21 protein-coding genes and 6 pseudogenes are annotated in these 25224 nt (G+C 56.5%); 8 read left to right on the top strand and 19 right to left on the bottom strand.

Translation table 11 applies throughout. From position 1 onward, the window contains the following. Positions 1-22: 22 nt before the first annotated feature. On the top strand, positions 23-910 hold the full coding sequence (locus tag ACA063_RS17800; RefSeq protein ID WP_038997926.1) for a LysR family transcriptional regulator: 888 nt from the start codon (positions 23-25) through the stop codon (positions 908-910). 155 nt (positions 911-1065) lie between these two features. Here ACA063_RS17800 and tnpC read toward each other — a convergent pair whose 3' ends face one another. The 7 genes from tnpC to ACA063_RS17835 all read right to left on the bottom strand — a co-directional run bounded on the left by tnpC (position 1066) and on the right by ACA063_RS17835 (position 7556). Further along, positions 1066-2592, bottom strand: coding sequence for an IS66 family transposase (gene tnpC / locus ACA063_RS17805; RefSeq protein WP_497662731.1), 1527 nt, complete (start codon positions 2590-2592; stop codon positions 1066-1068). 60 nt (positions 2593-2652) lie between these two features. Further along, entirely contained in the window at positions 2653-2988 is a 336-nt protein-coding gene (gene tnpB / locus ACA063_RS17810; protein WP_497662732.1) for an IS66 family insertion sequence element accessory protein TnpB, read from the bottom strand. Continuing rightward, entirely contained in the window at positions 2985-3317 is a 333-nt protein-coding gene (gene tnpA, locus ACA063_RS17815) for an IS66-like element accessory protein TnpA (protein WP_497662733.1), read from the bottom strand. The genes tnpB and tnpA overlap by 4 nt, the downstream gene beginning before the upstream one ends. A gap of 328 nt (positions 3318-3645) precedes the next feature. Beyond that, entirely contained in the window at positions 3646-3864 is a 219-nt protein-coding gene (locus ACA063_RS17820) for a hypothetical protein (RefSeq protein ID WP_497662734.1), read from the bottom strand. Positions 3865-4276: 412 nt separating this feature from the next. Next, positions 4277-5833 (bottom strand): sensor histidine kinase, encoded by a 1557-nt coding sequence (locus ACA063_RS17825; protein ID WP_497662735.1) that lies wholly within the window; start codon positions 5831-5833, stop codon positions 4277-4279. After that, positions 5778-6599, bottom strand: a complete 822-nt coding sequence (locus ACA063_RS17830; RefSeq protein WP_497662736.1) for an alpha/beta fold hydrolase — start codon at positions 6597-6599, stop codon at positions 5778-5780. Before ACA063_RS17830 ends, ACA063_RS17825 begins: the two co-directional genes overlap by 56 nt. Positions 6600-7316: 717 nt before the next feature. Then, the gene (locus ACA063_RS17835) at positions 7317-7556 is read right to left on the bottom strand and encodes a hypothetical protein (protein WP_497662737.1); all 240 of its coding nucleotides are present in this window, start codon (positions 7554-7556) and stop codon (positions 7317-7319) included. Positions 7557-7739: 183 nt separating this feature from the next. Between ACA063_RS17835 and ACA063_RS17840 the strand changes: the two are divergent. Next, positions 7740-7998 (top strand): annotated as a pseudogene (locus ACA063_RS17840) (short chain dehydrogenase); the annotation flags it as partial. Between the two features lie 293 nt (positions 7999-8291). Continuing rightward, positions 8292-8630, top strand: a pseudogene (locus ACA063_RS17845) (hypothetical protein). A gap of 63 nt (positions 8631-8693) precedes the next feature. Here ACA063_RS17845 and ACA063_RS17850 read toward each other — a convergent pair. The 5 genes and pseudogenes from ACA063_RS17850 to pqqA all read right to left on the bottom strand — a co-directional run bounded on the left by ACA063_RS17850 (position 8694) and on the right by pqqA (position 10272). Continuing rightward, positions 8694-8813, bottom strand: a complete 120-nt coding sequence (locus ACA063_RS17850; protein WP_497662738.1) for an antitoxin Xre/MbcA/ParS toxin-binding domain-containing protein — start codon at positions 8811-8813, stop codon at positions 8694-8696. Beyond that, positions 8814-9005, bottom strand: a complete 192-nt coding sequence (locus ACA063_RS17855) for a hypothetical protein (protein WP_497662739.1) — start codon at positions 9003-9005, stop codon at positions 8814-8816. 804 nt (positions 9006-9809) lie between these two features. Further along, positions 9810-9923, bottom strand: a pseudogene (locus tag ACA063_RS17860) (pyrroloquinoline quinone biosynthesis peptide chaperone PqqD); the annotation flags it as partial. Positions 9924-10064: 141 nt separating this feature from the next. Then, positions 10065-10148: pseudogene (locus ACA063_RS17865) on the bottom strand (pyrroloquinoline-quinone synthase PqqC); the annotation flags it as partial. A gap of 52 nt (positions 10149-10200) precedes the next feature. Continuing rightward, complete coding sequence (gene pqqA, locus ACA063_RS17870) at positions 10201-10272, bottom strand: pyrroloquinoline quinone precursor peptide PqqA (RefSeq protein WP_080725296.1); 72 nt, start codon at positions 10270-10272, stop codon at positions 10201-10203. A gap of 404 nt (positions 10273-10676) precedes the next feature. Between pqqA and ACA063_RS17875 the strand changes: the two genes are divergently transcribed. Further along, positions 10677-12626, top strand: coding sequence for a sigma-54-dependent Fis family transcriptional regulator (locus ACA063_RS17875; protein WP_497662740.1), 1950 nt, complete (start codon positions 10677-10679; stop codon positions 12624-12626). A gap of 305 nt (positions 12627-12931) precedes the next feature. On the opposite strand, the gene aldA is transcribed toward ACA063_RS17875, so the two are convergent. Together aldA and ACA063_RS17885 are read right to left on the bottom strand one after the other, a co-directional pair. After that, entirely contained in the window at positions 12932-14365 is a 1434-nt protein-coding gene (gene aldA / locus ACA063_RS17880; RefSeq protein ID WP_084929316.1) for an aldehyde dehydrogenase, read from the bottom strand. Between the two features lie 78 nt (positions 14366-14443). Beyond that, positions 14444-16621, bottom strand: a complete 2178-nt coding sequence (locus ACA063_RS17885; protein ID WP_497662741.1) for a PQQ-dependent dehydrogenase, methanol/ethanol family — start codon at positions 16619-16621, stop codon at positions 14444-14446. A gap of 259 nt (positions 16622-16880) precedes the next feature. Between ACA063_RS17885 and ACA063_RS17890 the strand changes: the two genes are divergently transcribed. Continuing rightward, on the top strand, positions 16881-17261 hold the full coding sequence (locus ACA063_RS17890; RefSeq protein ID WP_497662742.1) for a LysR family transcriptional regulator substrate-binding protein: 381 nt from the start codon (positions 16881-16883) through the stop codon (positions 17259-17261). Positions 17262-17767: 506 nt separating this feature from the next. On the opposite strand, the gene ACA063_RS17895 is transcribed toward ACA063_RS17890, so the two are convergent. Further along, positions 17768-18622 (bottom strand): helix-turn-helix domain-containing protein, encoded by an 855-nt coding sequence (locus ACA063_RS17895; RefSeq protein WP_497662743.1) that lies wholly within the window; start codon positions 18620-18622, stop codon positions 17768-17770. 194 nt (positions 18623-18816) lie between these two features. On the opposite strand from ACA063_RS17895, the gene ACA063_RS17900 reads away from it, so the two are divergent. Beyond that, the gene (locus ACA063_RS17900) at positions 18817-19272 is read left to right on the top strand and encodes a helix-turn-helix domain-containing protein (RefSeq protein ID WP_497662744.1); all 456 of its coding nucleotides are present in this window, start codon (positions 18817-18819) and stop codon (positions 19270-19272) included. A 388-nt stretch (positions 19273-19660) separates the two neighbouring features. Beyond that, a complete protein-coding gene (locus tag ACA063_RS17905; protein ID WP_497662745.1) occupies positions 19661-20473 on the top strand; it encodes a substrate-binding periplasmic protein in 813 nt (270 codons plus the stop codon). Between the two features lie 196 nt (positions 20474-20669). Here the strand turns inward: ACA063_RS17905 and ACA063_RS17910 are convergent, their stop codons facing one another. Together ACA063_RS17910 and ACA063_RS17915 are read right to left on the bottom strand one after the other, a co-directional pair. Beyond that, on the bottom strand, positions 20670-22100 hold the full coding sequence (locus ACA063_RS17910; RefSeq protein WP_497662746.1) for an IS1182 family transposase: 1431 nt from the start codon (positions 22098-22100) through the stop codon (positions 20670-20672). Positions 22101-22231: 131 nt separating this feature from the next. Continuing rightward, positions 22232-22442: pseudogene (locus ACA063_RS17915) on the bottom strand (hypothetical protein). 130 nt (positions 22443-22572) lie between these two features. On the opposite strand from ACA063_RS17915, the gene ACA063_RS17920 reads away from it, so the two are divergent. Continuing rightward, complete coding sequence (locus ACA063_RS17920) at positions 22573-23202, top strand: hypothetical protein (RefSeq protein ID WP_497662747.1); 630 nt, start codon at positions 22573-22575, stop codon at positions 23200-23202. Between the two features lie 382 nt (positions 23203-23584). On the opposite strand, the pseudogene ACA063_RS17925 reads toward ACA063_RS17920, so the two are convergent. Both ACA063_RS17925 and ACA063_RS17930 read right to left on the bottom strand, forming a co-directional pair. Continuing rightward, positions 23585-23779: pseudogene (locus ACA063_RS17925) on the bottom strand (helix-turn-helix domain-containing protein); the annotation flags it as partial. Positions 23780-24072: 293 nt separating this feature from the next. After that, positions 24073-25209 carry an ABC transporter substrate-binding protein gene (locus ACA063_RS17930; protein WP_497662748.1) on the bottom strand — a complete coding sequence of 379 codons (1137 nt, stop codon included), beginning with the start codon at positions 25207-25209 and terminating at the stop codon, positions 24073-24075. Between the last annotated feature and the right edge of the window lie 15 nt (positions 25210-25224).

The raw sequence follows: 25224 nt of genomic DNA on the forward strand, positions 1-25224 counted from the left end.
AATTTTCTTAGAACGGTGAAGAATGGACTCCCTCAATGGCATCGCGTTCTTCGTGCAGGCGGCGGAAGCCCGTAGCTTTTCGGAAGCCGGGCGCGTGCTCGGCGTCTCGTCTTCCGCCGTGGGCAAGAGCGTGGCCCGGCTGGAGGAGCGGCTGGGCGTGCGCCTGCTCCACCGCAGCACGCGCAGTATCACGCTGACCGCCGAGGGCACGCTGTTCCTGGAGCGTTGCCGGCGCATCCTCTGCGAGGTCGAGGCGGCGGAATTGGAACTGTCGGAAACCCGGCAAGCGCCCCAAGGCAAGCTGCGCGTGAGCATGCCGCTGGTAGGCAGCTTGGTCATGCCGGCGCTGACGGCCTTCATGCACCGCTACCCCGCCATCGAACTGGACGTGGATTTCTCGGATCGGATGGTCGATGTAATCGAGGACGGATTCGATGCCGTCATTCGCACCGGAGAGCCGACTGATTCCCGGTTGATGTCCCGTGCACTGGGCACTTTCAAGCTGCTGCTAGTTGCCTCGCCCCGGTACTTCACCGCGCGCGGCACTCCGCGCGAGCCCGCCGACCTGACGGGCCACGCCTGCCTGCAACATAAGTTCCCGAGTACCGGCAAGTTCGAGTCGTGGCCCTTGCGCAGGCAGGAGGGCGAGGCAGAACCCGTCCTCTTGGCCTCGATGGTATGCAACACCACCGAGGCCCTGTTTCACGTCGCCCGCGATGGCCTTGGAATCGCCTGCCTGCCGGACTTCATGGTGCGTGATGCCATTGCGGCCGGCGAACTGGTGACGGTGCTGGACGACTTCAACCAGCATCAGGGCACCTTCCGCATGCTTTGGCCATCGAGCAAGCACCGGGCGCCGAAGCTGCGCGCATTCATCGATTTCATGGGCGCGGAGCTTTTCAAAACTTGATCCGGACTGGGCCACGTAAGCGCCGATGCCCATCACCTGCGCCAATCCAGGAACTTCGACGCGATGCGCTGACGCCTGCCGCGTCTGCTAAAGCATCAGTGCGATCCCCAGGCCCACGGCAACCGTCAGCGTGCCGTCAACGCACTTTGCGAAAGTCAGATAGGCACCCACTGATGTGGCAACAGTTGCCCAATCTCACTCGCGCGCTGAGTTGGCAGGCGCGTGAGTACATCCTTCAAATAGGCATACGGATCATGCCCGTTGAGCCGCGCAGACTGGATCAAGCTCATGATCGCTGCCGCCCGTTTGCCGCTGCGCAACGAACCCGCAAAGAGCCAGTTCTTGCGCCCAAGTGCCCACGGACGGATCTGGTTCTCGCACCAATTATTGTCGATGGGTACGGCCCCGTCATCGAGGTAGCGCGACAGCGCTGCCCAGCGTTTCAGGCTGTAATCCAACGCTCTGCTGATAGCCGAACCCTCGGGCACAAGATCTCGCTGGGCGTTCATCCAGGCATGCAGCGCATCCATCACCGGGACGGCTTTTTCTTTCCGTATTCGACGCCTTAAATCCGGTTCAAGGTCGCGCACTTCACTTTCGATTTCGTACAGCAACTGGATGGAACGCAGGGCTTGCTCGGCGAGCTGGCTCTTGTTAGTGGCGTGCAGCTCGAAGAACTTGCGCCGCGCATGAGCCATGCAGCCGATCTCGGTCACGCCGAGTTCGAAGCTAGCTTTGTAACCGCCAAAATCATCGCAGACTAGCTTGCCACTCCAGTCTTGCAGGAAGCTGCGAGCATGCTCACCGGCACGGCTGGGGCTGAAGTCGTAGACGACAGCTGCCGTTTCGCAGAATTGGCTGGTGGCGTAGGCCCAAACATAGGAGCGGTGGGTTTTCTTTGAGCCTGGCGCGAGCATCTGTACCGGTGTTTCATCGGCGTGGACGACCTGCTGCCCGAGCACTACGTCGCGTAGTGCATCGACCAAAGGCTGCAACTGCACGCCCGTCAAACCTACCCATTGAGCCAACGTTGAACGTGGAATCGCCAAGCCAGCACGACCAATAATCGACTCTTGACGGTAAAGCGGAAGATGGTCAGCAAACTTCGCGATCATGACGTGGGCCAGCAACCCGGCCGTCGGGATGCCCTTGTCGATGACCTGCGCCGGAACGGGTGCCTGGATCAGCTTTTCGCAGTCATCGCATACCCACTTGCCACGGACATGGCGTTCAACGGTAAAGACGCCGGGCGTGTAGTCCAGCTTTTCGCTGATGTCTTCACCGATGCGCTTGAGTACGCAGCCACATTGGCAGTGAGTGTTGTCCGGTTCATGGTGGATCAACGTGCGCGGAAACTCTGCCGGCAATGCAGTGCGTTTGGGCTTCTGCTTTTTTTCGGTTGGTGCTGGAGCCGTTTGCAAGGCTTGAAGCTCAGCCTCAATCGTCGCGATATCGGTATCGATCAGATCATCGAGCAAGCTGGCCTGCTCAGGATTCATCTGCTCGCTGCGCTTGGCAAACTTCAAGCGCTTGAGCTGCGCAATCTCGTGGGTCAGCTTCTCGATCACCGTTTGATCTCGGGTGATCTTCTTGCCCATGGTGTCGACTTGCGACAGTAACTGCGCAGCGAATGCACGCAGTTGGTCAGGGGTCATTTGATCGAGATTGGGTGAAGAAGTCATGCCTTGGATTTTACCAAAGCAGACCGCTCGCAACAGCAGCCAAGAAGCAAATTACAGTTTTTAAAGCAGTGTGATTGCCCCGCCAGTTCCAACACGTTGCCAAGGCAGGCCGAGCACCAAGGCCCGAAGTTGCTCGGCATCCAGCTCCACTTCGCGACCTTGTCGAATGCCTGGCCAGTGAAACTTGCCCTGGTTCAACCGGCGTGCAGCCAGCCAAACGCCAATCCCATCGTGTATCAGCACTTTTATGCGATTGGCGCGGCGATTGGCAAACAGATAAGCGCAGTGCGGCTTCGCCGCACCGAACACCGCAACCACCCGCGCCAGCGCGGTTTCAGTGCCAGCGCGCATATCCATGGGCTCGGTGGCGAGCCAGATAGAGTCGATGCGGATCATCGCAACAGGTCTCGAAGAAAGGTCGCGCAAGCGGCTGCGCTGTTGGCTGGCCAGTTCACTTTGATCGTGCCGCGCGGGTGTGGGATTTCGAGGCAGATAGTCAATGACGCGGCTTCCGACCTTGCCCCGATAGGCTGCATGGGCAGCGGAATGAAAGCAGGTTGCAGCGCCATGGTTTTCTGCGTTTGCACTCGAATCCATTTATGGACGAGGTTCGCGTTGAGGCTGTGGGTCAGCGCAACATTGGCAATCGAGGCACCGTGCTGGGCACACTCTTGAATGACCTGGGCCTTGAAGGATTTGGAGTAGGAACGGCGTTGTGGCTGCATGAAAGACCCGCTTAAAAGGCTAGAACTGGTGTCCACTTAAATTTAAGTGCACACCATGTCTTGGCTTTGCAGGCCGGGATAGATGACTTCGCCGGACGGATACAATGGTCTCAAGCAAATACTCCCGGAGCACACTCATCAGGCGAAAGGAATCAAAGCTAGCCTCCGCATCTGATTTTTCCTTAAAAGCTTCCGCCTGCTCGGGAGTTTTGCGCCGGTATCGACATCCTTCACGGTCTATCGCTTCGCCATAGAAAACATCGCCATCAGGATTGGTAAGCCTCACTACCCAGGTCATAGCAGCTCCAACGAGCACCTAGCGTCAGCCTCAAACATGAGGTGAAACACAGTTGGGATCAGCCTCGGCAGGCGTACTTAGAAATGCGTCCCAAAGTGCATACGCATTGCGCTGTCTCTTGGCCGCCAGATCCCATTCATGCCCTGAGACACATTTTGATGCAACCAGTGTCATCATTCGCATCGTAGCGGCGTCAAGCTCAATCAAAAGCTCGTGAGCCTTGATCCTGAAATCTTTGATCGATGCCATTGTCATTTCCTCGCCTGGAAGTTGAGCTTATGAACAGATGTCTCATAGGCAGTTGAGTATGACGATTCGAAAATCATTCAAGCGGCCCGACCGCCGGCTTTCTGAATTACTCCAAAGAAATCTGTCACAGCTAATCACCGGCGCAGGGGCATGAATCCATCAGCGAAGTACAAGGCGCTGCATGGTTTAGGATTTACCAGCAGAAATGATGACCAGCGTGGGCCGCAAATTTTTCATGAGGACATTTTGGCGCCCTAATATGCTGACAATTCCCGCTTTGAGGGTTGATAAAAGCGGACGCGAATGTCTGGTGAGCTACGCGGGCCGACCGAGCAAGATAGCTTAGGCGAGGCAACTAGCCGATGACTGTGACCGCTGAGATTTGATCTCGAATTTCTATGACTTATCGCTTTCATAACGGGAAAGTAGCCTTGAATGTTGTCCCTACATCAATTTTGGAGGTAACTGAAACCGTGCCACCGTGTGCCTTCACGATTTCGCTTACGATGAAAAGCCCCAGACCTACGCTGCGGGTGTCCTGAGGTAGATTGACGCCGCGAGTCATCGGACTGAAGACAGTGGCAAGGAAGTCCGGAGGAATCGGTTTCCCCCAGTTGTGCACCATCAACTCAAAGCCCAGTTCCGTAATGGAGGATGTAACCGTCACGGGACGATTTTCCGCACCGTAAGTGACTGCGTTAGAAATTAAGTTACCTGCCAATTGCGCAAGCCTATCGCCGTCCGCACTACACAAACCGTTGCCATGTGTTGAATGGACAAGCTCTCGTTTGGGATAAACAATTCTGAGTTGCTCGACGGTTCCTGCAATGAGCAGATGAAGATCGGTGGTCGCTTTCGTAATTCCGATACCACGCCCTATGCGCGCCTGCGTGAAATCCAACAAATCGTTGATGAGCCTGCGCGCTCTTTGCGCCGCTTCCTGAGCGTGACGAACAAATTTTTGCTGCTTCGGCGTCAGTCCCTGGCGATCAAGCATTTCCGTGACCATCGATATCACCGAGAGAGGATTACGCAGATCGTGACTTACGATCCCGATCATTTGCTCGGAAAAAAGGGCGCGGTCTTCAGCCGCAGCTTGCTCACGTTTTACGTCGGTTATGTCATGAAGGATGCCAACAAACTGTACAAGCTTATTATCGGGATCGAATGCGGCGCGACCAGTTGAGAGCACAGTACGCTGAACGCCGTCAATTCCGTTTAATCGGTAGATGCAGCGATACTCCTGAGCTACCGACTCAAGAGCCGCCGAAAAGAGTCCGGCTTCCCGCTGCTGGTCTTGGGGCTCAATGAAGCTTGAGTAAGCGGTTGCGGAAACAAACTGGCTTAACGGGTAACCAAGCAGGCGCGCGACGCTCTCATCGTAACGGCGCTCGCGTGTCACAGGGTCGACATCCCAGACATGCATCTGGGCAGATTCTAACGCAATCCGCAGCCTGGCATCGGCTACCGAAAGATCTCGCTGGAGGGCTAAGTGTGCTTCAAGTGAATCCTCCGCCTGCCGCTTGGAAATCAATACTTCTTGCTCGAATCGGTGCCTCTCGATCACCACAAATGCCGAAACCTCATCGAAAGTGCCACCTGGGTGCTCTCTTCTTCTCACGTTGAGAATCATCGGCACTTTTTTTCCGTCAGACGTTGCAAACTCAAGCTTTACCTCGGAAATGGAACCTTGCATTTCCAATAAAGGTATCCAATGAGTTTGATGAAAAATTCGCCCTCCGATGGTAAGCAATTCTTGCAGCTTACGATGGCCAATTAGCTGGTCTTTCGGGTATCCCAGCCATTCGCAAAAAGTGGTGTTCGCCCTAAGGATTACGCCAGCCTTGCTCGTGATAATCAGGGCACAGGGAGCGTGCTCATAAAGTGAGTCAGCACCAGGAAGCGAGTCGGCATCAGCCTGCATCAGCAATTCGACTCTGGACGCTTTCAATAAAGCTTTGGATCGCATTGATGCAGAGATCCGGAGCGCTGAGGTGCGGACAGTGGCCCATGTTTTCAATCACCTCAAGTCGATTATCTGGAATCACCTTATGAAGGTATTGACCAACCTCTACAGGCGCGATGATGTCCTCGGACGACTGAATAATCAGTGCTGGCGCCTGCAGCTTGGCAACGTCTCTGCGATTGTCCGAAAGGAATGTCACCCTCGCGAATCGCTTCGCAATGTCTGGGTCTGTCTGGCAGAAACTGTTAGTCAACTCGACGCCAAGGTGTGGTTGTCCAGGCGCGCCCATGATGACGGGAGCCATGGAACTCGACCAGCCAAGGTAATTGCTTTCCAAAGTCTCCAAAAGAGAGTCGATGTCTTCCCGGCTGAATCCGCCGAAGTAATCACCATCGTTGATATAGGAGGGAGAAGGCCCAACCATCACATGCGCGCCGATAAGGCCCGGACGCATATTGGCGGCGATTACTCCAGCCATAGCACTGACTGAATGCCCCACAAATATGACCGGGCCGCAGGCAAACTCGTCGATGATTTCGACGATGTCCTGTGCGTACCCTTTCAAAGTTGAGTATCTAGCAACATCGTAAGCCGAAAGGTCAGACTTGCCACACCCTACAACGTCGAAAAGAATGGTTTGATAGCTTTCTGAAAAAGCTGGTTCAACCAGTCTCCACATATTCTGATCGCATCCAAAACCGTGCGCAAAAACAAGAGTGGCAGGGCCAGAACCTCGGACACGGACGTTGTTGCGAATTTGTACAGACATTTTTGTTCCTGCGTCGATGGGCAATGGAATCGTTGAAGCGGGTTTTAGCAGTCTACGTCGTGCGCCACAACTGCCGCTGACACGTCTGCATTGAATCGCTGGATACCGACTGAAGGACGGCATACCTTCTTCCCCCGAGGTCGTTAGGCACGTTCATACAAGCACGACGTTCATTGAATCGTTATAGGTAACGGGCGATCAAAGGGGCAGGAATAGACATCAGACATACAAGACGCCAATGAATTCATTTGAGCGGATGGCGAGCAGTAAGCGTCCAGTATCACACCTTGTCACCCGGGGCTGAGCCGACGCGACTCACTGGACAGTAAGCGTTTTGCATCTAAAGCTTTCCCTTCCGGCGGAAGCTCCGAATCTCGCAACTGATTGGCCGGCCACAGAACCGGCCCTCCCAAAGCTGGAAGACCAAATTGCGGGTCAAGGGCGCACGACATCTCCAGCAGCGCTATCTGATTTTTCCACCGAACCAGCCTTGCTCCATCCATCACAATAATTTCACATTTATCGGTATACGGTGGTGACAGCTCCTTTAGTGACTCCTGGCCCGCTCCCCCATCGCGGGCCTTTTTTTTGTGCCGAAGAAAGGGACCAGTTGCGAAGCGCTCTCCAGTGCTTGGCTCCTCATGTAGCTCTGACGGGCTAGGCTTTCCCTAAAATAGCTTTGTTCACGAGTGGAACAGCAGTATTCCGTATACACCGTCAGCGAGGATCCCGCTGGTTATCCATCACCGCATTATCCGTTTCTTCCCGCACCCGCCCAGGATCTAACCCGGCGTCGTCATCATCAAGCGGACGCTCGCCTTCATTATCCGGAAGCTCGTCAATCCCCTCCTCTTTCATCGGGTCAACTTCAGTGCGCCCCGGACTCAATGGATCAGGTGACGTGGGCATTGGGTCATCCTCACCCATACCGCCTTGCAGCTTCGAATCGCTATTCATACACACCTCTCAGTACCCTCAGTGGTGAGGGTAATAGCTTGGAGAGGGTTTGGATTTCGAGTGTTCGATTTATCGGCTTACCAATCGTCGACATCCTGCCATTCAGCCTTTCAGTCATCTCGATGGAACGTTGCGCCAAATCCCATCATCTATCGCAACACCAGCGAATCTGAGGGCTTCATCATGATTGACCCAGCAACCGGTATGAAGGCGGGCGAGCGTTACATCGTAGAAAGTCTCGAACGCACACTACATTTCCCAGGCTTCTTCCTCGACGGGAAATATTACCTTTGCCCCGAATTAATGACGGCCATAGGTTGGCTAGAAGGACAGCAGTTTTATTACGATGAGCTTGATCCCACGGGTAAGCCGGTATTTCCCAATCGACTCGCCGGCACTGTCGAAGCCCTCACCCTGATTCTCGCGGACGGTGCGCGTTTGCCGTTAAACGAAATGCCATACAAAGCAGATATGGACTCCACTGACAACTCAATCAGCCTTGATCCATCGTCTTCAGGAAATCCACCTAGTCCGGCAAGCGATCAGCAGAGAGTCGTGAGCAGCAGGCGATCAGGCAAGCATCCATATTCAATACTCCTGGCGGCGGGCGCTGCGCTGATCGTGGGTATATTGCTTGGAGTTAAACAAAGTAAACGCCGTGCTATCCGAAAATTCCGGTAGTCATCAATCGTGAATCCCTCTAAACCAGAGCCCTTGGAAGATCGGAGGTGAGAAATGAATCTGATGACACCTGACGGGCGTTACTTCGTTGTCAAAGGCCAGCTATGTCGATGTTCCAATCCATCGCTGAACGAAGATGCGCCAGCGCCTCGTGGATGAGCTCAGGACTGCTCGACGAGAGGTGAAGGAAGCCAAAGCTTCGAGCGACACAACTTAGATCCACTTGGCTCGGAAAAAGCATAAAGGGCAATGGTAGCGCTCGGTGAATGAGGCCCTGTTTAGTGGGAGGATGGCAATCGTGACATCAACATGCGCCAAGTCACCAATTCGCCCCATGCTGGGTGGTTCAGCTCGGTTCATGAATGTGAAGTCTCGGGGTCGAGCCGGGCTTAAGCCCGTAGGAGCGATAGCCGTAGTAGATTTAGCTCCACAGTCTAACAATTCACCTGTTGAAACTCACACAAGAACTCCCCTCTGCACTCGGTCGATAAGATCGAGCACCGCGATCGTCTCAACCCTCGTCCTTAACATCTCCAGTGGGCGCTTTGAACCGAGCCCTCGAGACGGCGAGTTCATTCATTCCGTTGCAGCGGCGACGTCGTCCTCGAACAGGGTGAAGGCTTTCACAAAGACAGCAATCAATTCCCTCAAAGGATCGCTTTCAACGGTGCTGAAGCGACCCGTTTTTGCCCGACGTGCTAGTGATGCCGGGGATACGGCGATGGCCTGAGAAATGACCTTTCGCTCGACCTGCAGAATGCTCGTCATCCGATAGAGACACTCGAAAGGAAGCCCCCCGTGTATGAGGTCATGAAAGGGTGTGCCGCGCGAGGGCAGTCCTAAGGTTGACCAAATATTCCGAGACGTTGGTGGGCTTCGTCGGTACTCTTTGATCGATGACAACATCTGTACCTCCATCAGAAAACCTGAAGCTTAGGCGGGCCCTGCTGGGCCGAAGCATCGAGTGTAGGAAATTGCTCGATCCGGCACCTGCTGCAAACCCCTGCTTCATGCGGTGTGGTGGGATTCCGTCATAACTTGTCTCAGCTTAAGCCCGCCCAATTCTTGAAATCGTCTCTTTTTACCGGTACTTGTAAGTCAACCATCTCATGCACGGAAAGCAACCATGCACGCAAGATTTAGAGTGATTGAGACCACCACACTGGACGATGGAGGCAAGCTATACAGGGTTGTCGACCTTGTTGAAGAGTGAATGCCTATAGCGCAGTCACGGATTGCCTTTCCGAAAAGACGTCTTGAAGCCACTCAAGGTTAAGCCGCTGACACTCCACCTCGGCTTCTAACCGGGTCTGATAGGTAGTCTTCAGCCGAAGCTTCTCCTCATTGTCATAGAGGCTGAAGCCTATAGGTGCAGTCTGGCAGTAAAAGCGCGATCCGTTACGCATTGATCCCGTTTCCGTTGGGATTGCAGGGACAACAACAAATCTCGAAATCATCTTCACATCCTCTCCAAGCACCTCCTCACTAATAGCGGCTATAGGCCACCATCACAAGCGACCGCAGTCAATTTCCGATGAGAAGCACGAGTGGAAGCATCGTAAAAAAGGTTTAGAGTTTGATCATCCCTTCCGGGTAGAGCAGCAAATGGCAGTTTTGCATCGGTTCATCCTGCAGGCGGAAGCCACGGCGAAAGCGCGGTACACAAGACTGGATGGATTGGTTCAAATTGAAAATTCCGTCATCGGGTGCGCCGTAAAACGTTGCACCATTTGGGTTACTCGATGCGTAGGGTGCGCAGTGCGCACCAGCAAACGCCTGGGGTCACTGGTGCGTATGCTGACCCAATGCGTCCGTCATCCGCGCGGTTCACTTGACTATCCCACGGAGCCAGACACGTTCGGCCGTCACCGTGTGATACGGCGCGCGCTCCAGTTCGTAGGCCATGCTCATGCATGAGGTCTGCTTTGGGACTGGAAACCCCGGCGTACCGGGGCTCGGATGATCAGCGGTTGGCGAAATACAGGGTGACTTCGAAACCAAGGCGCATGTCGGTGAAGTTGGGTTTAGTCCACATGGGTAGATCCTCTTTTTATTGGCGCCGGCACATGCCGACAGGTAGAGTTAATCACGAGGCCCGCCCTCCCCGAATGATACTTCCGGAGGAGTTGCGGCCCTGATTTTGAAGCGGGTGCACGACAGTTGCTCGCCCTCCCGCTACAGCTGTCGCATTTCTGCGACGACTACGAAAACCACCGCCGATTCCGCTGATCAAGGGCGCGGCGCTCAAGCGCGGGCCCTGCAGCGGTGTGGCCCGACGCCGGCATATGCTTTGCTGGGTGGCTGCTGTCGACGGATGGATGACTGCACGCAACGTCGTAAGAGGCTATGGTTGCAACATTCGCCAGGCCTGCGGCCAAGGCCGACCACAACAACAAGATGCCGGTGCGCGACTCGCCACGCCGGCCACATGGAGCGCCCATGCCCCTGCATGCAGTGGAAACCAGCCCCAGCGAACTCGCTGCCTTCGTCAGCGATCACTTCCCCGAACGCAGCATCCTCCCGGACGGGCTGATCGCCCAGTCGTGGTACCGCAGCGTCACCCAGCACAACCTCAACCCGCGCGGGCGCTGCATCAAGAACATCCTCTCCGCCGAGGAAATTCGCCTGCACCAGGCCCAGCACGAGGAGTACCTGAAGGTCGCCAGCCAGGGCGTCACCGGCCTGGCCAAGCGTGTGGTAAAGGCCGGTTTCGCCGTGCTGCTCAGCGACGAACATGGCATTACCCTCGATGCGCGCCTGCCCAGCAAACGTGACCCGTACACCGAGTCCGGGCTGATCGTCGGCGCGCGTTGGGACGAATCGGTGGCCGGTACCAACGGCATCGGTACCACCTTGGCCGCAGCTCAGGCGATGACTATCCACCGCGAGGAACACTTCCTCACTTCGAACTTCCGCCTGAGCTGCTCGGTGTCCCCGATCTTCGACGCCCAAGGCCATCTGCGCGGTTGCCTCAACGCTACCTGCCTGAACAGCGACGGGCCGAAGGAAGCGCAGTACCTGACTCTGCAACTGGTGATCATGTACGCGCGGCTGATCGAAAACGCGCACTTTCGCCAGAGCTACCGCGACGGCCTGACCCTGGCGATCAAGCCGCGCGACGACATCACTGATCTGGTCAACGAACAGTTGCTGGCCCTCGACGACCAGGGCCGGGTAATCGGTGCCAACCACGCCGCCTTCGTCGCCCTTGATCACACAGGGCATAATCTGCTCGGCCGGCGCATTGACAGTCTGCTGCCGGTCGGCGTGGATGAACTCCTCAGCCTCACCAGTGGCGGCGCCCGTGGCGTACTGCTGCGAACGCTGGACGAGCAGGCGCTGGTGGATGTCGGGCTTCGAATCCCGGCCGGTCGCCTGCCCCCCGCTCCGCCGGCAGCAAGCCGCAGGCATCTTCCGGTCGGCAACCACCCGGACCTCAACCAGCTCGGAGGCAGCGACGCGCAACTGCAGCAGGGCGTACGGCGCATTCGCAAGGTGATAGACAAGGGCATCCCGATCCTCATCACCGGCGAGACCGGCACTGGCAAGGAAGCCTTCGCACGCGCCATCCACCAGGCCAGCAGTCGTCGCGCCGGGCCGTTCGTGGCGCTCAACTGCGCGGCGATCCCGGAAACCCTGATCGAGAGCGAACTGTTCGGCTACCGCAGCGGTAGCTTCACCGGCGCCAACAAAAAGGGCATGAAGGGCAAGCTGGAACTGGCCAACGGCGGCACACTGTTCCTTGATGAGATCGGCGATATGCCGGCGCATCTGCAGACCCGTCTGCTGCGCGTGCTGGCCGAGCGCGAGATTTCCCCACTTGGCGCCGAAGCGCCGGTGGAGCTGGATGTGCAGGTGGTATCGGCAACGCACCAGGACCTCGGCCAGATGATCCACGCCAAGCAGTTCCGCGAAGACCTGTTCTACCGTCTCAGCGGCATGACCCTCGCCCTGCCGGCTTTGCGCGAACGCAGCGATCGCAGCGAGCTGATCGATACCCTGCTCGCCGCCCAGCCGGGCACCAGCAACCTGCGTCTGGATGCCCAAGCTCGTCAGCGCCTGCATACCTACTCCTGGCCGGGCAACATCCGCCAGCTGCTCAATGCCCTGCGCTACGCCGTGGCACTGGGCGAGGATGGTCGTATCGATATCGATTGCCTGCCTGCCGAACTGCATAACCTTGACCTCACCGATCTGAGTCCAACTTCTGACAATTTCGCCAGCCTGGCTGATCACTTGGGCGACGCCGAAGCGCGCCACCTGTACGCGGCGCTGCGTCAGCACCGCTGGAACATTAGCGCAGCCGCCGACTCGTTCGGCATTTCGCGCTCGACCCTGTACCGCAAGATGAAGAAGCACGGCATCGTCCAGCCCAACGAGCTGTTCTAGCCGGCCCTCCTTTGTGATTCGCAGGGTGCGCCTTACACACCGGGCAGGCCCGCGCAGCCCCTCGGCGCGCGCGGCACAAGCCTACGATTCGAACCGCTCCTTTTGCCTGACGTCGCACGCAACGCCAGGCAAAAGGAGCGGAGTCCGGCCGAAGCCTTTCTCCACTCAATTCACGTGCCCTTTGGTTCCTGCCCGTATGCCACATGGATCATGAGTGAGTCCCCGCGGCAGACCGCGATGTATCCGTGCATCTCGGCTTCCTGCCCCACCTCCACTTAGGGCCGGCGCAGGCACGGCCCTTCCCTTCACGCCTGCATGTACACCACATGGGTATGAGTAAACTCGTACAACCCGTGCTTGCCATCCGCGCCGCCGATGCCAGATTTGCGCGTGCCGGCGTGGAAGCCCTGCATGGCCTCGAAGTTTTCGCGGTTGACGTAGGTTTCGCCGAAGTCGATCTCGCGACTGGCCTTGAGCGCCGCACCCAGGCTGCGGGTGTAGATCGACGAGGTCAGGCCGTACTCGCTGTCGTTGGCGAGGGCGATGGCCTCATCGAGATCTTCGACAATCTGAATCGGCAGCACCGGACCGAAAATTTCCTTGCGCATGATCTCCATGTCCGCGCTGCAGCCAGCGAGCACGGTCGGCTGGTAGTGGAAGCCCTTGCCCTTGTCCGCAACACTGCCGCCGGTGATGACCTGGGCACCGTGGCCGATCGCGGTCTTGACCATCTGCGCGACCTTGTCCAGGCCGGCCTGGTTGATCAGCGGGCCCATGTCCAGGTCATTGTCCACCGACGGGTCGCCGTAGCGCGTGGCGGCCATGGCCGAGGCGATCTTGTCGATGAACTGGTCAGCGACCTTGCGCTCGACGTAGACACGCTCGGCGCAGTTGCACACCTGCCCGGTGTTGATCACACGCGACGCGGTGATGGCGGTCACGGCCAGCTCAAGATCGGCATCTGCGAGGACGATGGCCGGTGCCTTGCCACCCAGTTCCAGGTTCAGCTTGGTGATGTTTGGCGCGGCAGCGGCCATGATCCGCGAGCCGGTGCCGACACTGCCGGTGAAGCTGATCAGGTCGATGCCGGCGTGGCTGGTCAGCACACTGCCGGCACCCGCACCGGTGCCGCTGACGACGTTGAATACACCCGGCGGCAGATCGGTTTCGGCCACCAGTTTGGCGAACTCGAAGCAGTTGATCGGAGTTTCTTCGCTCGGTTTGATGACGATGGTGTTGCCGGTGATCAGCGCCGGCGCCATCTTGCGGGCGATGAGGAAGAACGGGAAGTTCCACGGCAAGATGCCAGCAACCACGCCCAGCGGCTTGCGCAGCAGGAAGATGTGTTCGTTGACCCGGTCGCTGGTCAGCACTTCCCCTTCGAGACGGCGCGCCCACTCAGCCATGTAGTCGAGGTAATCGGCGGTGAAGTTGACTTCCACCAGCGCCAGCGCCGGCACTTTGCCCTGCTCGCGGGTAATGATGCGCGCCAGGCGCTCGGCGTTGTCTCGCACCTTTCTGGCGATTTGGCGCAGGTAGCCGGCACGTTCGATGGCCGGCTTGGCCGCCCAGCCGCGTTGCGCCTTGCGCGCAGCGGCGATGGCCCGCCCGACCTGCTCACCGCTGGCGTCCGGCACCCGGGCCAGCAGCGCGGCATCGGCCGGGTTGTACACCTCGATCAGGCTATCGCTGCCGACGAAGGTGTTGTCGATATAATTCTGGTAGGTAATCTCGCTCATGATCCGGTCTCGCTATTGCTTAAATTCGGGGGGATTCAGGGCAGACGAGCGCACCTCGCGGCGCGCCCGTTCGGTGGTTTACTGCGCGGTGAACTTGTCCCAGGCGCCGCCTTCGGTCTTAAGGTCGTGGGCACGCTTGATCAAGTACTGATGGATCTGGTCGACCTCCTTGGCATCGAAGGCTTCGGCGAACGACGGCATGCCGTCCGGTACGCGACCGCCATACACGATGCCCAGGAACATCTGGTGCTTGTCGGTGGTGAGCTTGCGCAGATCCGGCAGCACGCCGCCGCTGACCGCGTGGATGCCGTGGCATTGCGAGCAGTGGCCGTCGTATAGCTTGGCGCCGGCTTCCACAGTGGCCGCATCGGCAATCAGCGGTGGCGGTTCCGGGGTGTCCGCTGGTGGTGCCGGTTCCTGTAGCTTGGCGATGCCACCAAGCTTGTAGGTCAGCACCTGAGAAAACGGCTGCACGCCGGCGCGCAGGGACAGAGCCCCGGCGAAGGTGGAGAAGGCGCCGCCCCAGCCGGCCATGAAGGTCACGTATTGCTCACCGTCCACCGAGTAGGTTATCGGTGCGGCCATCACACCGCTGGCGGCCGGCTGCTCCCAGAGTTTCTTGCCAGTGTCGGCCGCGTAGGCGATCACCCGACCGTCGGAACTGCCCTCGAATACCAGGTTGCCAGCAGTGCTCAGGGTGCCTCCGTTGAAGATGGTCACGTACGGCACTTCCCAGGCCGGCTCCTGCTTCACCGGGTCCCAGGCAATCAGCTTGCCAGACCACGTCTTGGCCATTTCCAGCAGGCCGTCCGGACCTTCGGGCATCATTCCGGTCTTCAGGCCGAGCTGGTACACGCTCTTGAATGGGTTGCGCTTGGGCGCATCCGGGATGTGCTCGTAGTAAGCGGACATGATGTGCGCGGGGATGTACACCAGGCCAGTCTTCGGGTTATACGACATCGGGTGCCAGTCGTGAGCGCCCCAGAATGCCGGGGTCACCAGGTTGCGCTTGCCGTTCTTCCAGTAAGCGGCGTTTTCCTCGTCGACGATGGGCCGGCCGGTCTTCATGTCCATGCCCTTGGTCCAGTTCTGCGGGACGATGCCCTTGGCCGAGAGCAGCTCGCCGGTGGCGCGGTCGATGACGTAGAAGAAGCCGTTTTTCGGCGCCTGCATCAGCACCTTGCGCTGTTTACCCTTGATCTCCAGTTCGGCGAGGATCATGTGCTGGGTGGCAGTGAAGTCCCAGGCATCGCCCGGCGTGGTCTGGTAGTGCCAGACGTATTCACCAGTGTCGGCGTTGACTGCGACGATAGACGAAAGGAACAGGTTGTCGCCCTTGGCCTGGCTGCGCCATTTCGGGTCCCACAGCGAACCGTTGCCGACACCGATGTAGAGCAGGTTCAGCTCCGGGTCGAAGGCAAAAGAGTCCCAGGCGGTGCCGCCACCGCCCTGCTCAACGAAGGCGTCGCCGTACCAGGTCTTGGCGGCGATTTCCATGCCCTTGCCTTCTGGCGGCAGCTTGGGGTCGCCGGGTACGGTGAAGAAGCGCCAGGCCTGCTTACCGCTCTCAGCGTCGTAGGCGGTGACGTAGCCACGCACGCCGAACTCGGCGCCGCCGTTGCCGATAATCACCTTGCCGTTTACCACACGCGGCGCGCCGGTGATGGTGTAGCTGCGCTTGTGGTCGTTGCGCGTATCGACCGACCAGACCTTCTTGCCGGTTTTGGCGTCGATGGCTTCCAGGCGGCCGTCAAGCACGCCGACGTAGACCTTGCCGTTCCACACCGCGACGCCGCGATTGACCGCGTCACAGCAGGCCTCACCGGCCCGAGAGCGGTCCGACTGCGGGTCGTACTTCCAGATCTGTTTGCCATTGCGTGCATCCAGCGCATAGACCACCGAAAACGGCCCGGTGGTGTACATCACGCCGTCGACAACGATGGGCGTGGCCTCCACGCCGCGGTCGAGGTCGAGTTTGTAGCTCCAGGCCAAGCCGAGCTGGCCGACGTTGCCGTCGTTGATGTTTTCCAACGGGCTGTAGCGCTGTTCGTCGTAAGTACGCCCGTGGCTCATCCAGTTACCCGGTTCGTCGTCGGCAGCGATGATGCGCTTGCCATCGACATTGGCTGGCACGTCGGCAGCCCAGGCAGGGGTTACCAACACACCGAGCAACAGGGCGGTCAAAAGGGGTTTGAGCGGAACGCCTGCGGGGGTGAGCCGAGAGGCGACGTGCGAAGTCAGGCCAATCTGTGTCATGGGGGTCTCCCGATTCTTATTAGGTGCCGGCGTCAGCGCGCTCCGGTATCAGGGATAGAGCAACCACCATGCCAGCGCCTCCAAATCGGCCAGACACCAGCATTCATGGGGCCTGTACAGTTTTATTGGGGGGCAAATGGAGAACCTGTGACTGCGACAGGTGTCGCACCAGGCGCGGCAGGTGTCGCGCGCATGAAGCAGGCAGGAGGGATAACACGTTCAATAATGTGGCCGGTCAGGACCGTATCCGGGCATCGTCATGACAGTGCTCGAAGGCAGTGCTAACGACATCAGCCAGCGTCTGCAAAATCGCGAAATCGACGTGGTCTTACTCGAAACCCGCCGCGTCGAAACCACTTGGGACTCAGTACTGCTTGGCACCGATGCAATGCTGCTGTGCATGAACGAACAGCATCCGCTGGTCGGCCAACCCTTATTCGAAGCGCACCAGTTACGGGACGAGGACATGGTGGTGTTTGATAAGACCTTTCTGCTACGTCATCTGCTCGATGCGTACTGTGACGCCGGCGGCGTGAAATATCGGATCGCCCTGCAAAGCAATTTCGGTTCCCTGGTGATCAAGGCGACACGTGACGGCATGGGCATTTTCCAACCTGCTGCGCTCCGTGCAACGACGTGAAAACGACGTGAAACGGGGATTCTGGGGGTGCCGTTCCGGCCGGCACAAACCATGAGTTTCAGCCTTTGCTGACGCGTCAGTGAGTACTTCGGCGAATCAGCGGTTTACCGAGTGAGCCCAGAAGGCAGGCTTTTTCAATAGACCAGTGGACTGAGAGAGTATTTGCGAGGCATTGGTTTACCGAGTTCGCCCCGCAATTGAAGTTCGATTCAGATGGAATTCGCCCTTTTCGACTGTCAGCTTCGGGTCGAATTTAGCCAGTCTCGACAGGCAGAAAGCGGCCAATAGCAACCGTTCCGCGGTAGGTAAGATCGAAGGCCAAAAAAACGGCGTACCAATTCGATCTCCCTGGCTGATGCGCTCACGATTCTCATGGTCCAGGCCCAGACGTGTTCGGCTTTTCATACAGCAAGCACGTGTGGCGAAGTCCTAACACGCTGACGGATGAGGTACTTTTAAAACAGCACTCTAGGATGCTGTTCAATGAATAGTTGGTCGCACTTTTTTTAATGAGCAGCGCGGCTATTTCGACTACGCCCGAACTGACCCGGTGTAGCGCCCATGATTGACTTGTACACCCGGGTCAAATGCGGCTGATCGGCGAAACCAGAAGCCATCGCTACCTCAGCCAGACCCAGGCCTGTTCTCAATAGTTTGTGCGCTCGTCGCACCCGTGCCTGTAGTTGATATACGTGCGGTGTCACCCCACATTTCTGACGGAACGCCCTCATCAGCTGGAACGATGGCAATCCGGTCAATTTGGAGAGGTCATCAAGCGTCACTTTGTCCGACAGATTTTCATCAAGATAGGAACGCGCAAGGGTGATCGCTGACGGCTCAGAGCAGGTCGTGTCAGGCAACCACATTCGACTGCCGTGCACCGTGAGCAAACGGATGATTATTTCAGTGATTCGGGACTGGCGCTCAAGCGACGAACAATGAGTCTCCGAGAGACGATGAAGTTCCAGAAGGTTTGTAGTCAGCACGGGATCTTCAATCACCGGACTGGCAAACATCGGTAGCCCGGATATCCCGAAGGTGCTCATGGCTATCTCCAGAAACACGTGCGGATGGATATGCAACGTTCGGCACAACCAACCGCCCGTATCTGGCCGTCCGCAATGGAGATCGTCTGGATTAATCAAGACAAAACTTCCGCGCCTGGCGATGCCGTCTGAACGGAGAGTTCTCAGATGAACGCCTCCGGCAAGCACCACCCCCAGACTGAGTTCTTCATGGGTATGCCACGGATAGCGATGGTCGAAGTAGGCGCCTTTTAACAGCTCGGCGTCGTAAAGATCCACCATCGTCCAGACATTGACGGAATTCTTTCCGGCATCGGTACCGAAATCATCATGCACGAAGCCTTTCTCCTGCCATCGGGGTTATGAAACCAGGCGATTGTACGCAGATGCAAATGTACTGGCCTGCAAGATTCTTCAAGATCTATCGGGAAATGCTCGGCTAATCTCTGTGACCTCTATAGCAGTCGTAGCTTTCATTTGTTAGCACCTGCACAACACCCATAAAAAAATCCATTGCTGGAGCATCTGTCATGGCGAGCGTTACGCGCGCGTACTGTTTACCAAACGCTGAACATTCGGATAAACAAAACGACGTAGGAGAAGTGGGCGGACTGACACTTTGGCGGCAACGGCTGGCCAAGCAAATGATCGTGGATAATTTGGGCGGCGATCTAACCGTGGTGCAGTTAGCCGTAGCCTGCGCGATGTCACGCAGTCATTTTTCCAGGGCGTTCAAACGCAGTATGGGCTTGGCGCCGCAGGACTGGATCAACCGCCAGCGCATCACCCAGGCAAAGCACATGATTGTCGATTCCGATATGACGCTTACGCAAATCAGTGCCGAATGTGGATTCTGCGATCAGGCGCATTTTTGTCGCAGCTTTCTGAAAGTCGAGGGGATTAATCCAAGCGCCTGGCGTGTTGGGGGGGCTTCAGGTGACCAACAGGGGGATAGTAAGGACGTACTTGATTCAGTCGCCTGTTAAGTTCGTCGGACTTCGTCAGGATGGGCTTGATTGTACGCACCACCACCAGGCTGAATTGTTGCACGCTGATGAACAAGCTTGGACCGCGCTACGCGAAGGGAGGGGCACGGGAGACTGACTGCGCTTTCTCAGATAGGACTAAGGGGTAAAATCGCTCGAAGTTGGCCGATTTATCCTGTAGCCACCTCAGCTGTGGGTCGATCTCTGCCCGTCGCCAAGGGCGGCAAACAACCCAGATGTGCCCGTGGCGACAGGCAGAAATCGGCCAGAAACATCCGTTGAGCGCCTACGGAACTAGGGACGATTCATCTTCAGAGTTTCCCTAGAGCATTAGCGTGCATATTTTCAGTTGCCTGATAGTCTCCAGGATTATCTAAAAGAAACCGGTATGACGATAAAAGGCTACTTCTCTACTGCGGTCTGCGCTTGTGTACTTTCTTGCATGACGCTGCGCTCTAGCGCCGAGAATCTGGTGATCTATGGCGACAATAGCTATCCGCCGATTATTTACCTAGATCACGATCAGCCCGCTGGAATCTTGCCGGCGATCTTCGCCAGATTGGAAAAAGATACCGGCGATACCTATGAGCTGCGCTTACTGCCGTGGAAGCGAGCATTGAAGAATGCAAAAAATAGCAACGGCGGCATCACCAATATTTCGCGTAACAAGGCGCGCGAAAAATTCTACGATTTCTCACTACCGATTTACGACGACGACATCAGTTTGGTGGTTTTGAAAGGCCACGAGTTTGACTTCAATACGCTCAAAGACTTGCAGGGTAAGCAGCTCGGCGGCCTGTCTGGTGCCAGCTATGGTGAAGACGTTGACCAGGCCATCAGTAACGGCGAGCTGCGTGTTGAACGTGAACACGGTGAGCAATCGAGGCTGCTAAAGTTACTGGTCGGCCGCATAGATGTGGCGATTATTGGCAATGGCGTTTCCGGGCTTGAGGTAATCCTGGCCTCGGACCCTAGGCTGAAGGCCAATCGAAGCCAATTTTTGCTGTTACCCAAACCGCTGGTTCGCGATTCTCTGCATTTGGCCTTTAGCAAAGCTATGAAATTGCAGCCAGCACTGGAACGCTTCAATAAGGCGCTAGTGGCGCTAAAGCAAACAGATGAATATCAGCAATTGGTCCAGTCGGCCACCGCAGTGTTGATGTTGAAGCCCTTACGCACGGCCTGCTCGAATTGCTGGTGAATCTAAAGGTCGCGCGGATGGCATTTGACGTCCGCTTTTGGCCCAGAGTGTGTAAAAACGCTTTCGTATCTTGAGTGCGTCAACCAAGCGCTCCTGGCCGATGCGATTGCCCAAGCGTTTGCCGTGATAAGCATTACTGACGTTCCAAAGCGGTTATGGCGGTTTAGCGCCTTCTGGAGCAGAGAAAACCGAGGCTTTACGCTGCCATCGCCTTCAGCAAGCTTGCTGTACCGATGATGTTCATAACCCGCTTCATGTTGTAGGCGAGTACATTCAGACTCATCTCCGCGCTTACCCCGACCAATTTGCGCGTCAGGAAATGCGTTGAGCCCATCCATTGTTTGAGCGTCCCGAAGGGATGCTCAACTGTCCTTTTTCGGATTCGCACCATGTCCGGAGTATGGTTCAACCGACGCTGCATTTCGTCCAGCACCGCTTCATGTTCCCAGCGTCTTACTCGACGATTTTTGCTCGGCGTGCACTGCGTTTTCAGCGCGCAGCCCTGGCATTTCGAACTCCAATAACAGTGCATATTCATGCCTTTCTCAATACTGGAGAAGCGCCAGGGCAGCGCCTCTCCCGCCGGACAGATGTATTCGTTTTTCGTCGCGTCGTAAACGAAAGCATCTTTGTTGAATCGACCATCCGCCTTGGCGCTTGAAGTCATCGGCTTTGGCACGTAGGCAGTGATGTCCGCGTCGTGACAGGCAAGGATTTCTTCACTCTTGAAGTAACCTCGGTCAGCTACCACCGCCAGCGTTTCCGACGCCATGGCATCGCGAGCCTGCTTCGCCATCGAGCTGAGTTGATCGCGGTCGGAACCGAAGTTGGTGACCTCATGAGCAACGATCAAATGGTTCTGGGTATCGACCGCTGTTTGCACGTTGTAGCCGACGATTCGCGTGCCGCGCGTCATCATGGAGCGGGCGTCTGGATCGGTCAGTGAAACCTGTTTATCCGGCGATTCGTTGAGCTGGATTTCTATCGCTTGAAGCTCTTTCATTTGCGTCTTCAGCTTGGCAATTTTCTCTTCTAGCCTCACGGCGCTTCGCTCGGAGGCTGTTGGTTCTTGCCGATCGGCAGCATCGAGTGCCGTCAGGTAACGGTTGATGCTCGATTCAATTTCTTCCATTCGCCCCTTCAGTTTGGCGCTGGTGAAATTGCGGTCGCGGTTGTTGACTGCTTTGAATTTACTGCCATCGATGGCGACCAGATTTTCTCCGAACAGCCCCAACTGCTGACAGAGCACAACGAACTGGCGACAGACGCCTCGGATGGCCTTGCTGTTGTCTTTTCGGAAGTTGGCGATGGTCTTGAAATCCGGCATCAAACGCCCGGTCAGCCACATCAGTTCGACGTTGCGCTGGGCTTCTCGCTCCAAACGTCGGCTTGACTGGATGCGGTTGAGATAGCCGTAGCTGTAGATCTTCAGCAGGATCGCGGGGTGGTAAGCAGGCCGGCCAGTATCAGCTGGAATGGCACTTTCAAAACCCAGATTGACCAGGTCGAGTTCGTCGACAAAGAAGTCGACTATGCGCACCGGATTGGTGTCGCATACGTAGTCGTCGAGGCTCTCGGGAAGTAAGGTGCCTTGGCCTCGATGTTCACCTTGGATAAAGCGCTTCATGGGGGCGATCCCTGCGATGAAATCCACAGAAATCATAGCAAGGGTTCGCGGAGGCGTTTTTACACACTCTGGGCCGATTACTGTCCTTCACAAGAGGCAGCTATGTGGCGCTCGCTTCTATCAGAAAGAAATCATTCCGGTGTCATGAGCACCGTAAGCGTCATCGAGATGAACTCCTCATTTTTGCTGATCGTTTCCAGCGCTCCACGCACGTTGCCTCCAACCTCGCGCGATTCACGCTGCTCGATCCCAAATTGCAATCTCCATTATCGCGGCTTCGAGAGGCAACTGGTTTTGACTGATTTTGAAAAGTAGGGAGGGGAGTAGATCTGCGTTTGACATCGTAAATCCTCCTTGGAAAATACGAACATCGGTCGATATTTTTCGTAGTTCGCGCTACCTGCAGCGACTCTGTGGGTTTAGCTGCGTCTAGAATGTCTGGCTTACCCGTATATCAATGGATAGGTATCGTGTGAACAGCGTGCGGGATATCGAGGAGCGCATGATTAGCTTCCTCCAAAGCCAAGCCCATGTGACGCCTCTCGATGGTCATGTTCCTCAACCTGACCGGGTCAAAATCGCCGATTATTTGTTCTTCAACAAGCGAGCGGTTGTCGAACTCAAAACGCTGAAGATTGACCCGAAAGATAAGATTTTGGATGGTGCCAAATCGCTAATGGAGTCTGACGATTTTCCACTGATCTTTGGTGCCTATGACCTTGAAACTGCGATGAAGAACACACCGGGAGGGCAAGAGCATCTAGACAAAATTTTTTCTAGCGCAACCAGAATGGTTGAGGGGGTGCTTAGAAATGCCAAACAGCAGATTGCCTCATCCAAAAGGCTATTGAGTCTTGATCCCGACACCCCAGGGATCGCGCTCATATTGAATGACACCGTTGAGAGCATTCCTGCCTCTCGGCTCGCTGACAAGTTCAGCTCACGGCTCACTGGTGATGGCAAATATCCTGGCCGGTTCTCGGAGATTGATTTTATTATTTTGATCCAGACTACCTACCGGCTACAGCTAGGTGCTGGAGGATCAACGCGCCTGCCGACCTTCATTTATAAGCAATCCCTTCAACGCTCATCGCCATCATGAAATTGAGCAAGAAATTCAAAGTTTTCTGCGCGCTTGGGCCGACTCGCAGGGGCATAATTATGAAAGTACGAGTGAAACGTCCAATCTCAAATTTGAGCATAACCACGGCCCTCGGCTGGCTCCCCAGTCGTTACAGGAGTTGGTTGAGGCGGAGTACCGAATGCATAGGTATATGCAGGAATGGAGCGAAGAGAGGCTGATCACAAATGGAAAGAACGTGATTCAGAAAATGCTTCCCATATTCCTCAAGGGTGCAGAAAAGTCCTCAGAAACAGATTCGCATCTTTACATAAAGCAATTTACGGAGCTGCTTGAAGAGGGGCGGATGAGGGGGTTTGATTTTAACCAAATTCTAAAAGAGATCCCTCGGGCCACATAGTCACTATCCTTCTATTGCTTTGATTCTGAGTACTGTCGTAGTAGAGCATTTGGCGTGCCTAGCTGTGGCGCGGATTCCTAGGCCGGCCTCTAACAGTCCTTACACTCGCTTGTGTAAATCGGCATCTGGTGGTCGACCCTGGTACTTGCCGGCGGTCTTGGCCTTCTCGATGCTCTGGGCTTGGCGGTCGCGGCGTTGCCCGATGCTCAGTCCTAAACTAGCGGGTAGATCAGGCGGCAAATCAATGATGACGTCGCGACTTCCATCCGCAGGGTCTTGGCATTTAACTGTCCAGCGTTGGGCTTCGGTCATGATGTTACTCACACTTTTGTTTTGGCGGGGACGTTTCGTCTTCGCAATGTTTTCGCAAGCTGAAGCGTGATGCTGACCGCTGAGGATTCCCTCTGGCCGTTTTCTGCCTGCGGCGACGGGCTGAAAACGGCATAAGCGGTCGGAGGTTGCATACCTATTTCAGGACTAGACGTTTAACTTTATTGAGGACCGTTCAGCAGTACCCATTGCTGGTTTTGCACACTGACAAGCGCACGAGCGCGTTGGTCGTGCCCGAAATGGTCAGTTGGGCTTAAGTTGTAAACCCCATGGGTACCAACAACGTTGTCGGTTTTTTCCAGCTGATCACGCAAGCTTTGGCGGAACTCGGGGCTCCCGGGCTGAGCGGCTTGCAGTGCGCCAGGTATTACGGCTTCTACCAGACGCATGGCGTCATACAAATAGGCTCCAAAAGGAGAAAGGCTATTGGGACCAAACTGTGCTTCATAGCTTTGGGCGTATTGGCTCGCGATAGCCTTGGAGGGATGATTGGCCGGTAGCTTGTCCCACACCACTACCGGACCGACGGGCAGGATGGCCCCATCGAGGGCTTTGCCCCCGATCCGCAGGAAGGCGCTATTGGCAGCGCCATGAGTGTGGTAAATCGCGCCCTTGTAGCCGAGCCTGCGCAGTTCGGTATGGGGCAGCGCAGCAGGAGCGCCGGCAGCACCGATCAGCACTGCGTCAGGTCGTGTGCCGATCACTTTCAACGCTTGGCCACTGACAGAGGAGTCAGTACGGTTGAAACGCTCATCGCGCACCAGTGTGATACCGGCTGCGGGAGCCAGTTCGCCGAGGGCCTTGAACCAGTCCTCACCCCAGACGTCGTTGAAGCCGATGTAGCCCAGTGTTTTTACGCCGTTGTGCTGCATGTGCTCGATGAGCGCCTTGGCCATGAGGGTATTGGTTTGAGCGATCGTGAAGATCCAGCGATTTTCGTTGTTTGGCGGGACGTAAGGAGCAAGGGCGATCTGCGCTGTGCTGCTTTCCTTGGCGACTTGGGCGACCGCCGAGGAGGTTGGCACCGTGGTGGAACCGATCAGCAGGTCAACCGCATTTTCGCTCACCAGTTTGCGAGCGTTTTTGGTGGCCGCGGTACTGTCGCTACCGTCGTCCAGGACGATGTAATTAACGGTTTGCCCGGCGATCTGTTTGGGCAGTAGTTGCACGGTATTACGCTCTGGAATGCCCAGGGAGGCACCAGGTCCGGTTGTCGAAAGGATGATGCCGATCGAGAGGTCGGCATGCGCTGCTGTTGTCATCGATGCAGCTAAACACAAGGCAATGTGGCGTTTCATGGAAGCTCCAGGTGG

Source organism: Pseudomonas sp. LBUM1643, from assembly GCF_059716215.1.

Excerpts from the sequence above, each read along its gene's own strand:
- ACA063_RS17800 (WP_038997926.1), top strand. The coding sequence starts at position 23 with ATGGACTCCCTCAATGGCATCGCGTTCTTCGTGCAGGCGGCGGAAGCC.
- tnpC (WP_497662731.1), bottom strand. The coding sequence starts at position 2,592 with ATGACTTCTTCACCCAATCTCGATCAAATGACCCCTGACCAACTGCGT.
- tnpB (WP_497662732.1), bottom strand. The coding sequence starts at position 2,988 with ATGATCCGCATCGACTCTATCTGGCTCGCCACCGAGCCCATGGATATG.
- tnpA (WP_497662733.1), bottom strand. The coding sequence starts at position 3,317 with ATGCAGCCACAACGCCGTTCCTACTCCAAATCCTTCAAGGCCCAGGTC.
- ACA063_RS17820 (WP_497662734.1), bottom strand. The coding sequence starts at position 3,864 with ATGGCATCGATCAAAGATTTCAGGATCAAGGCTCACGAGCTTTTGATT.
- ACA063_RS17825 (WP_497662735.1), bottom strand. The coding sequence starts at position 5,833 with ATGCGATCCAAAGCTTTATTGAAAGCGTCCAGAGTCGAATTGCTGATG.
- ACA063_RS17830 (WP_497662736.1), bottom strand. The coding sequence starts at position 6,599 with ATGTCTGTACAAATTCGCAACAACGTCCGTGTCCGAGGTTCTGGCCCT.
- ACA063_RS17835 (WP_497662737.1), bottom strand. The coding sequence starts at position 7,556 with ATGAATAGCGATTCGAAGCTGCAAGGCGGTATGGGTGAGGATGACCCA.
- ACA063_RS17850 (WP_497662738.1), bottom strand. The coding sequence starts at position 8,813 with ATGAACTCGCCGTCTCGAGGGCTCGGTTCAAAGCGCCCACTGGAGATG.
- ACA063_RS17855 (WP_497662739.1), bottom strand. The coding sequence starts at position 9,005 with ATGACGAGCATTCTGCAGGTCGAGCGAAAGGTCATTTCTCAGGCCATC.
- ACA063_RS17875 (WP_497662740.1), top strand. The coding sequence starts at position 10,677 with ATGCCCCTGCATGCAGTGGAAACCAGCCCCAGCGAACTCGCTGCCTTC.
- aldA (WP_084929316.1), bottom strand. The coding sequence starts at position 14,365 with ATGAGCGAGATTACCTACCAGAATTATATCGACAACACCTTCGTCGGC.
- ACA063_RS17885 (WP_497662741.1), bottom strand. The coding sequence starts at position 16,621 with ATGACACAGATTGGCCTGACTTCGCACGTCGCCTCTCGGCTCACCCCC.
- ACA063_RS17890 (WP_497662742.1), top strand. The coding sequence starts at position 16,881 with ATGACAGTGCTCGAAGGCAGTGCTAACGACATCAGCCAGCGTCTGCAA.
- ACA063_RS17900 (WP_497662744.1), top strand. The coding sequence starts at position 18,817 with ATGGCGAGCGTTACGCGCGCGTACTGTTTACCAAACGCTGAACATTCG.
- ACA063_RS17905 (WP_497662745.1), top strand. The coding sequence starts at position 19,661 with ATGACGATAAAAGGCTACTTCTCTACTGCGGTCTGCGCTTGTGTACTT.
- ACA063_RS17910 (WP_497662746.1), bottom strand. The coding sequence starts at position 22,100 with ATGAAGCGCTTTATCCAAGGTGAACATCGAGGCCAAGGCACCTTACTT.
- ACA063_RS17930 (WP_497662748.1), bottom strand. The coding sequence starts at position 25,209 with ATGAAACGCCACATTGCCTTGTGTTTAGCTGCATCGATGACAACAGCA.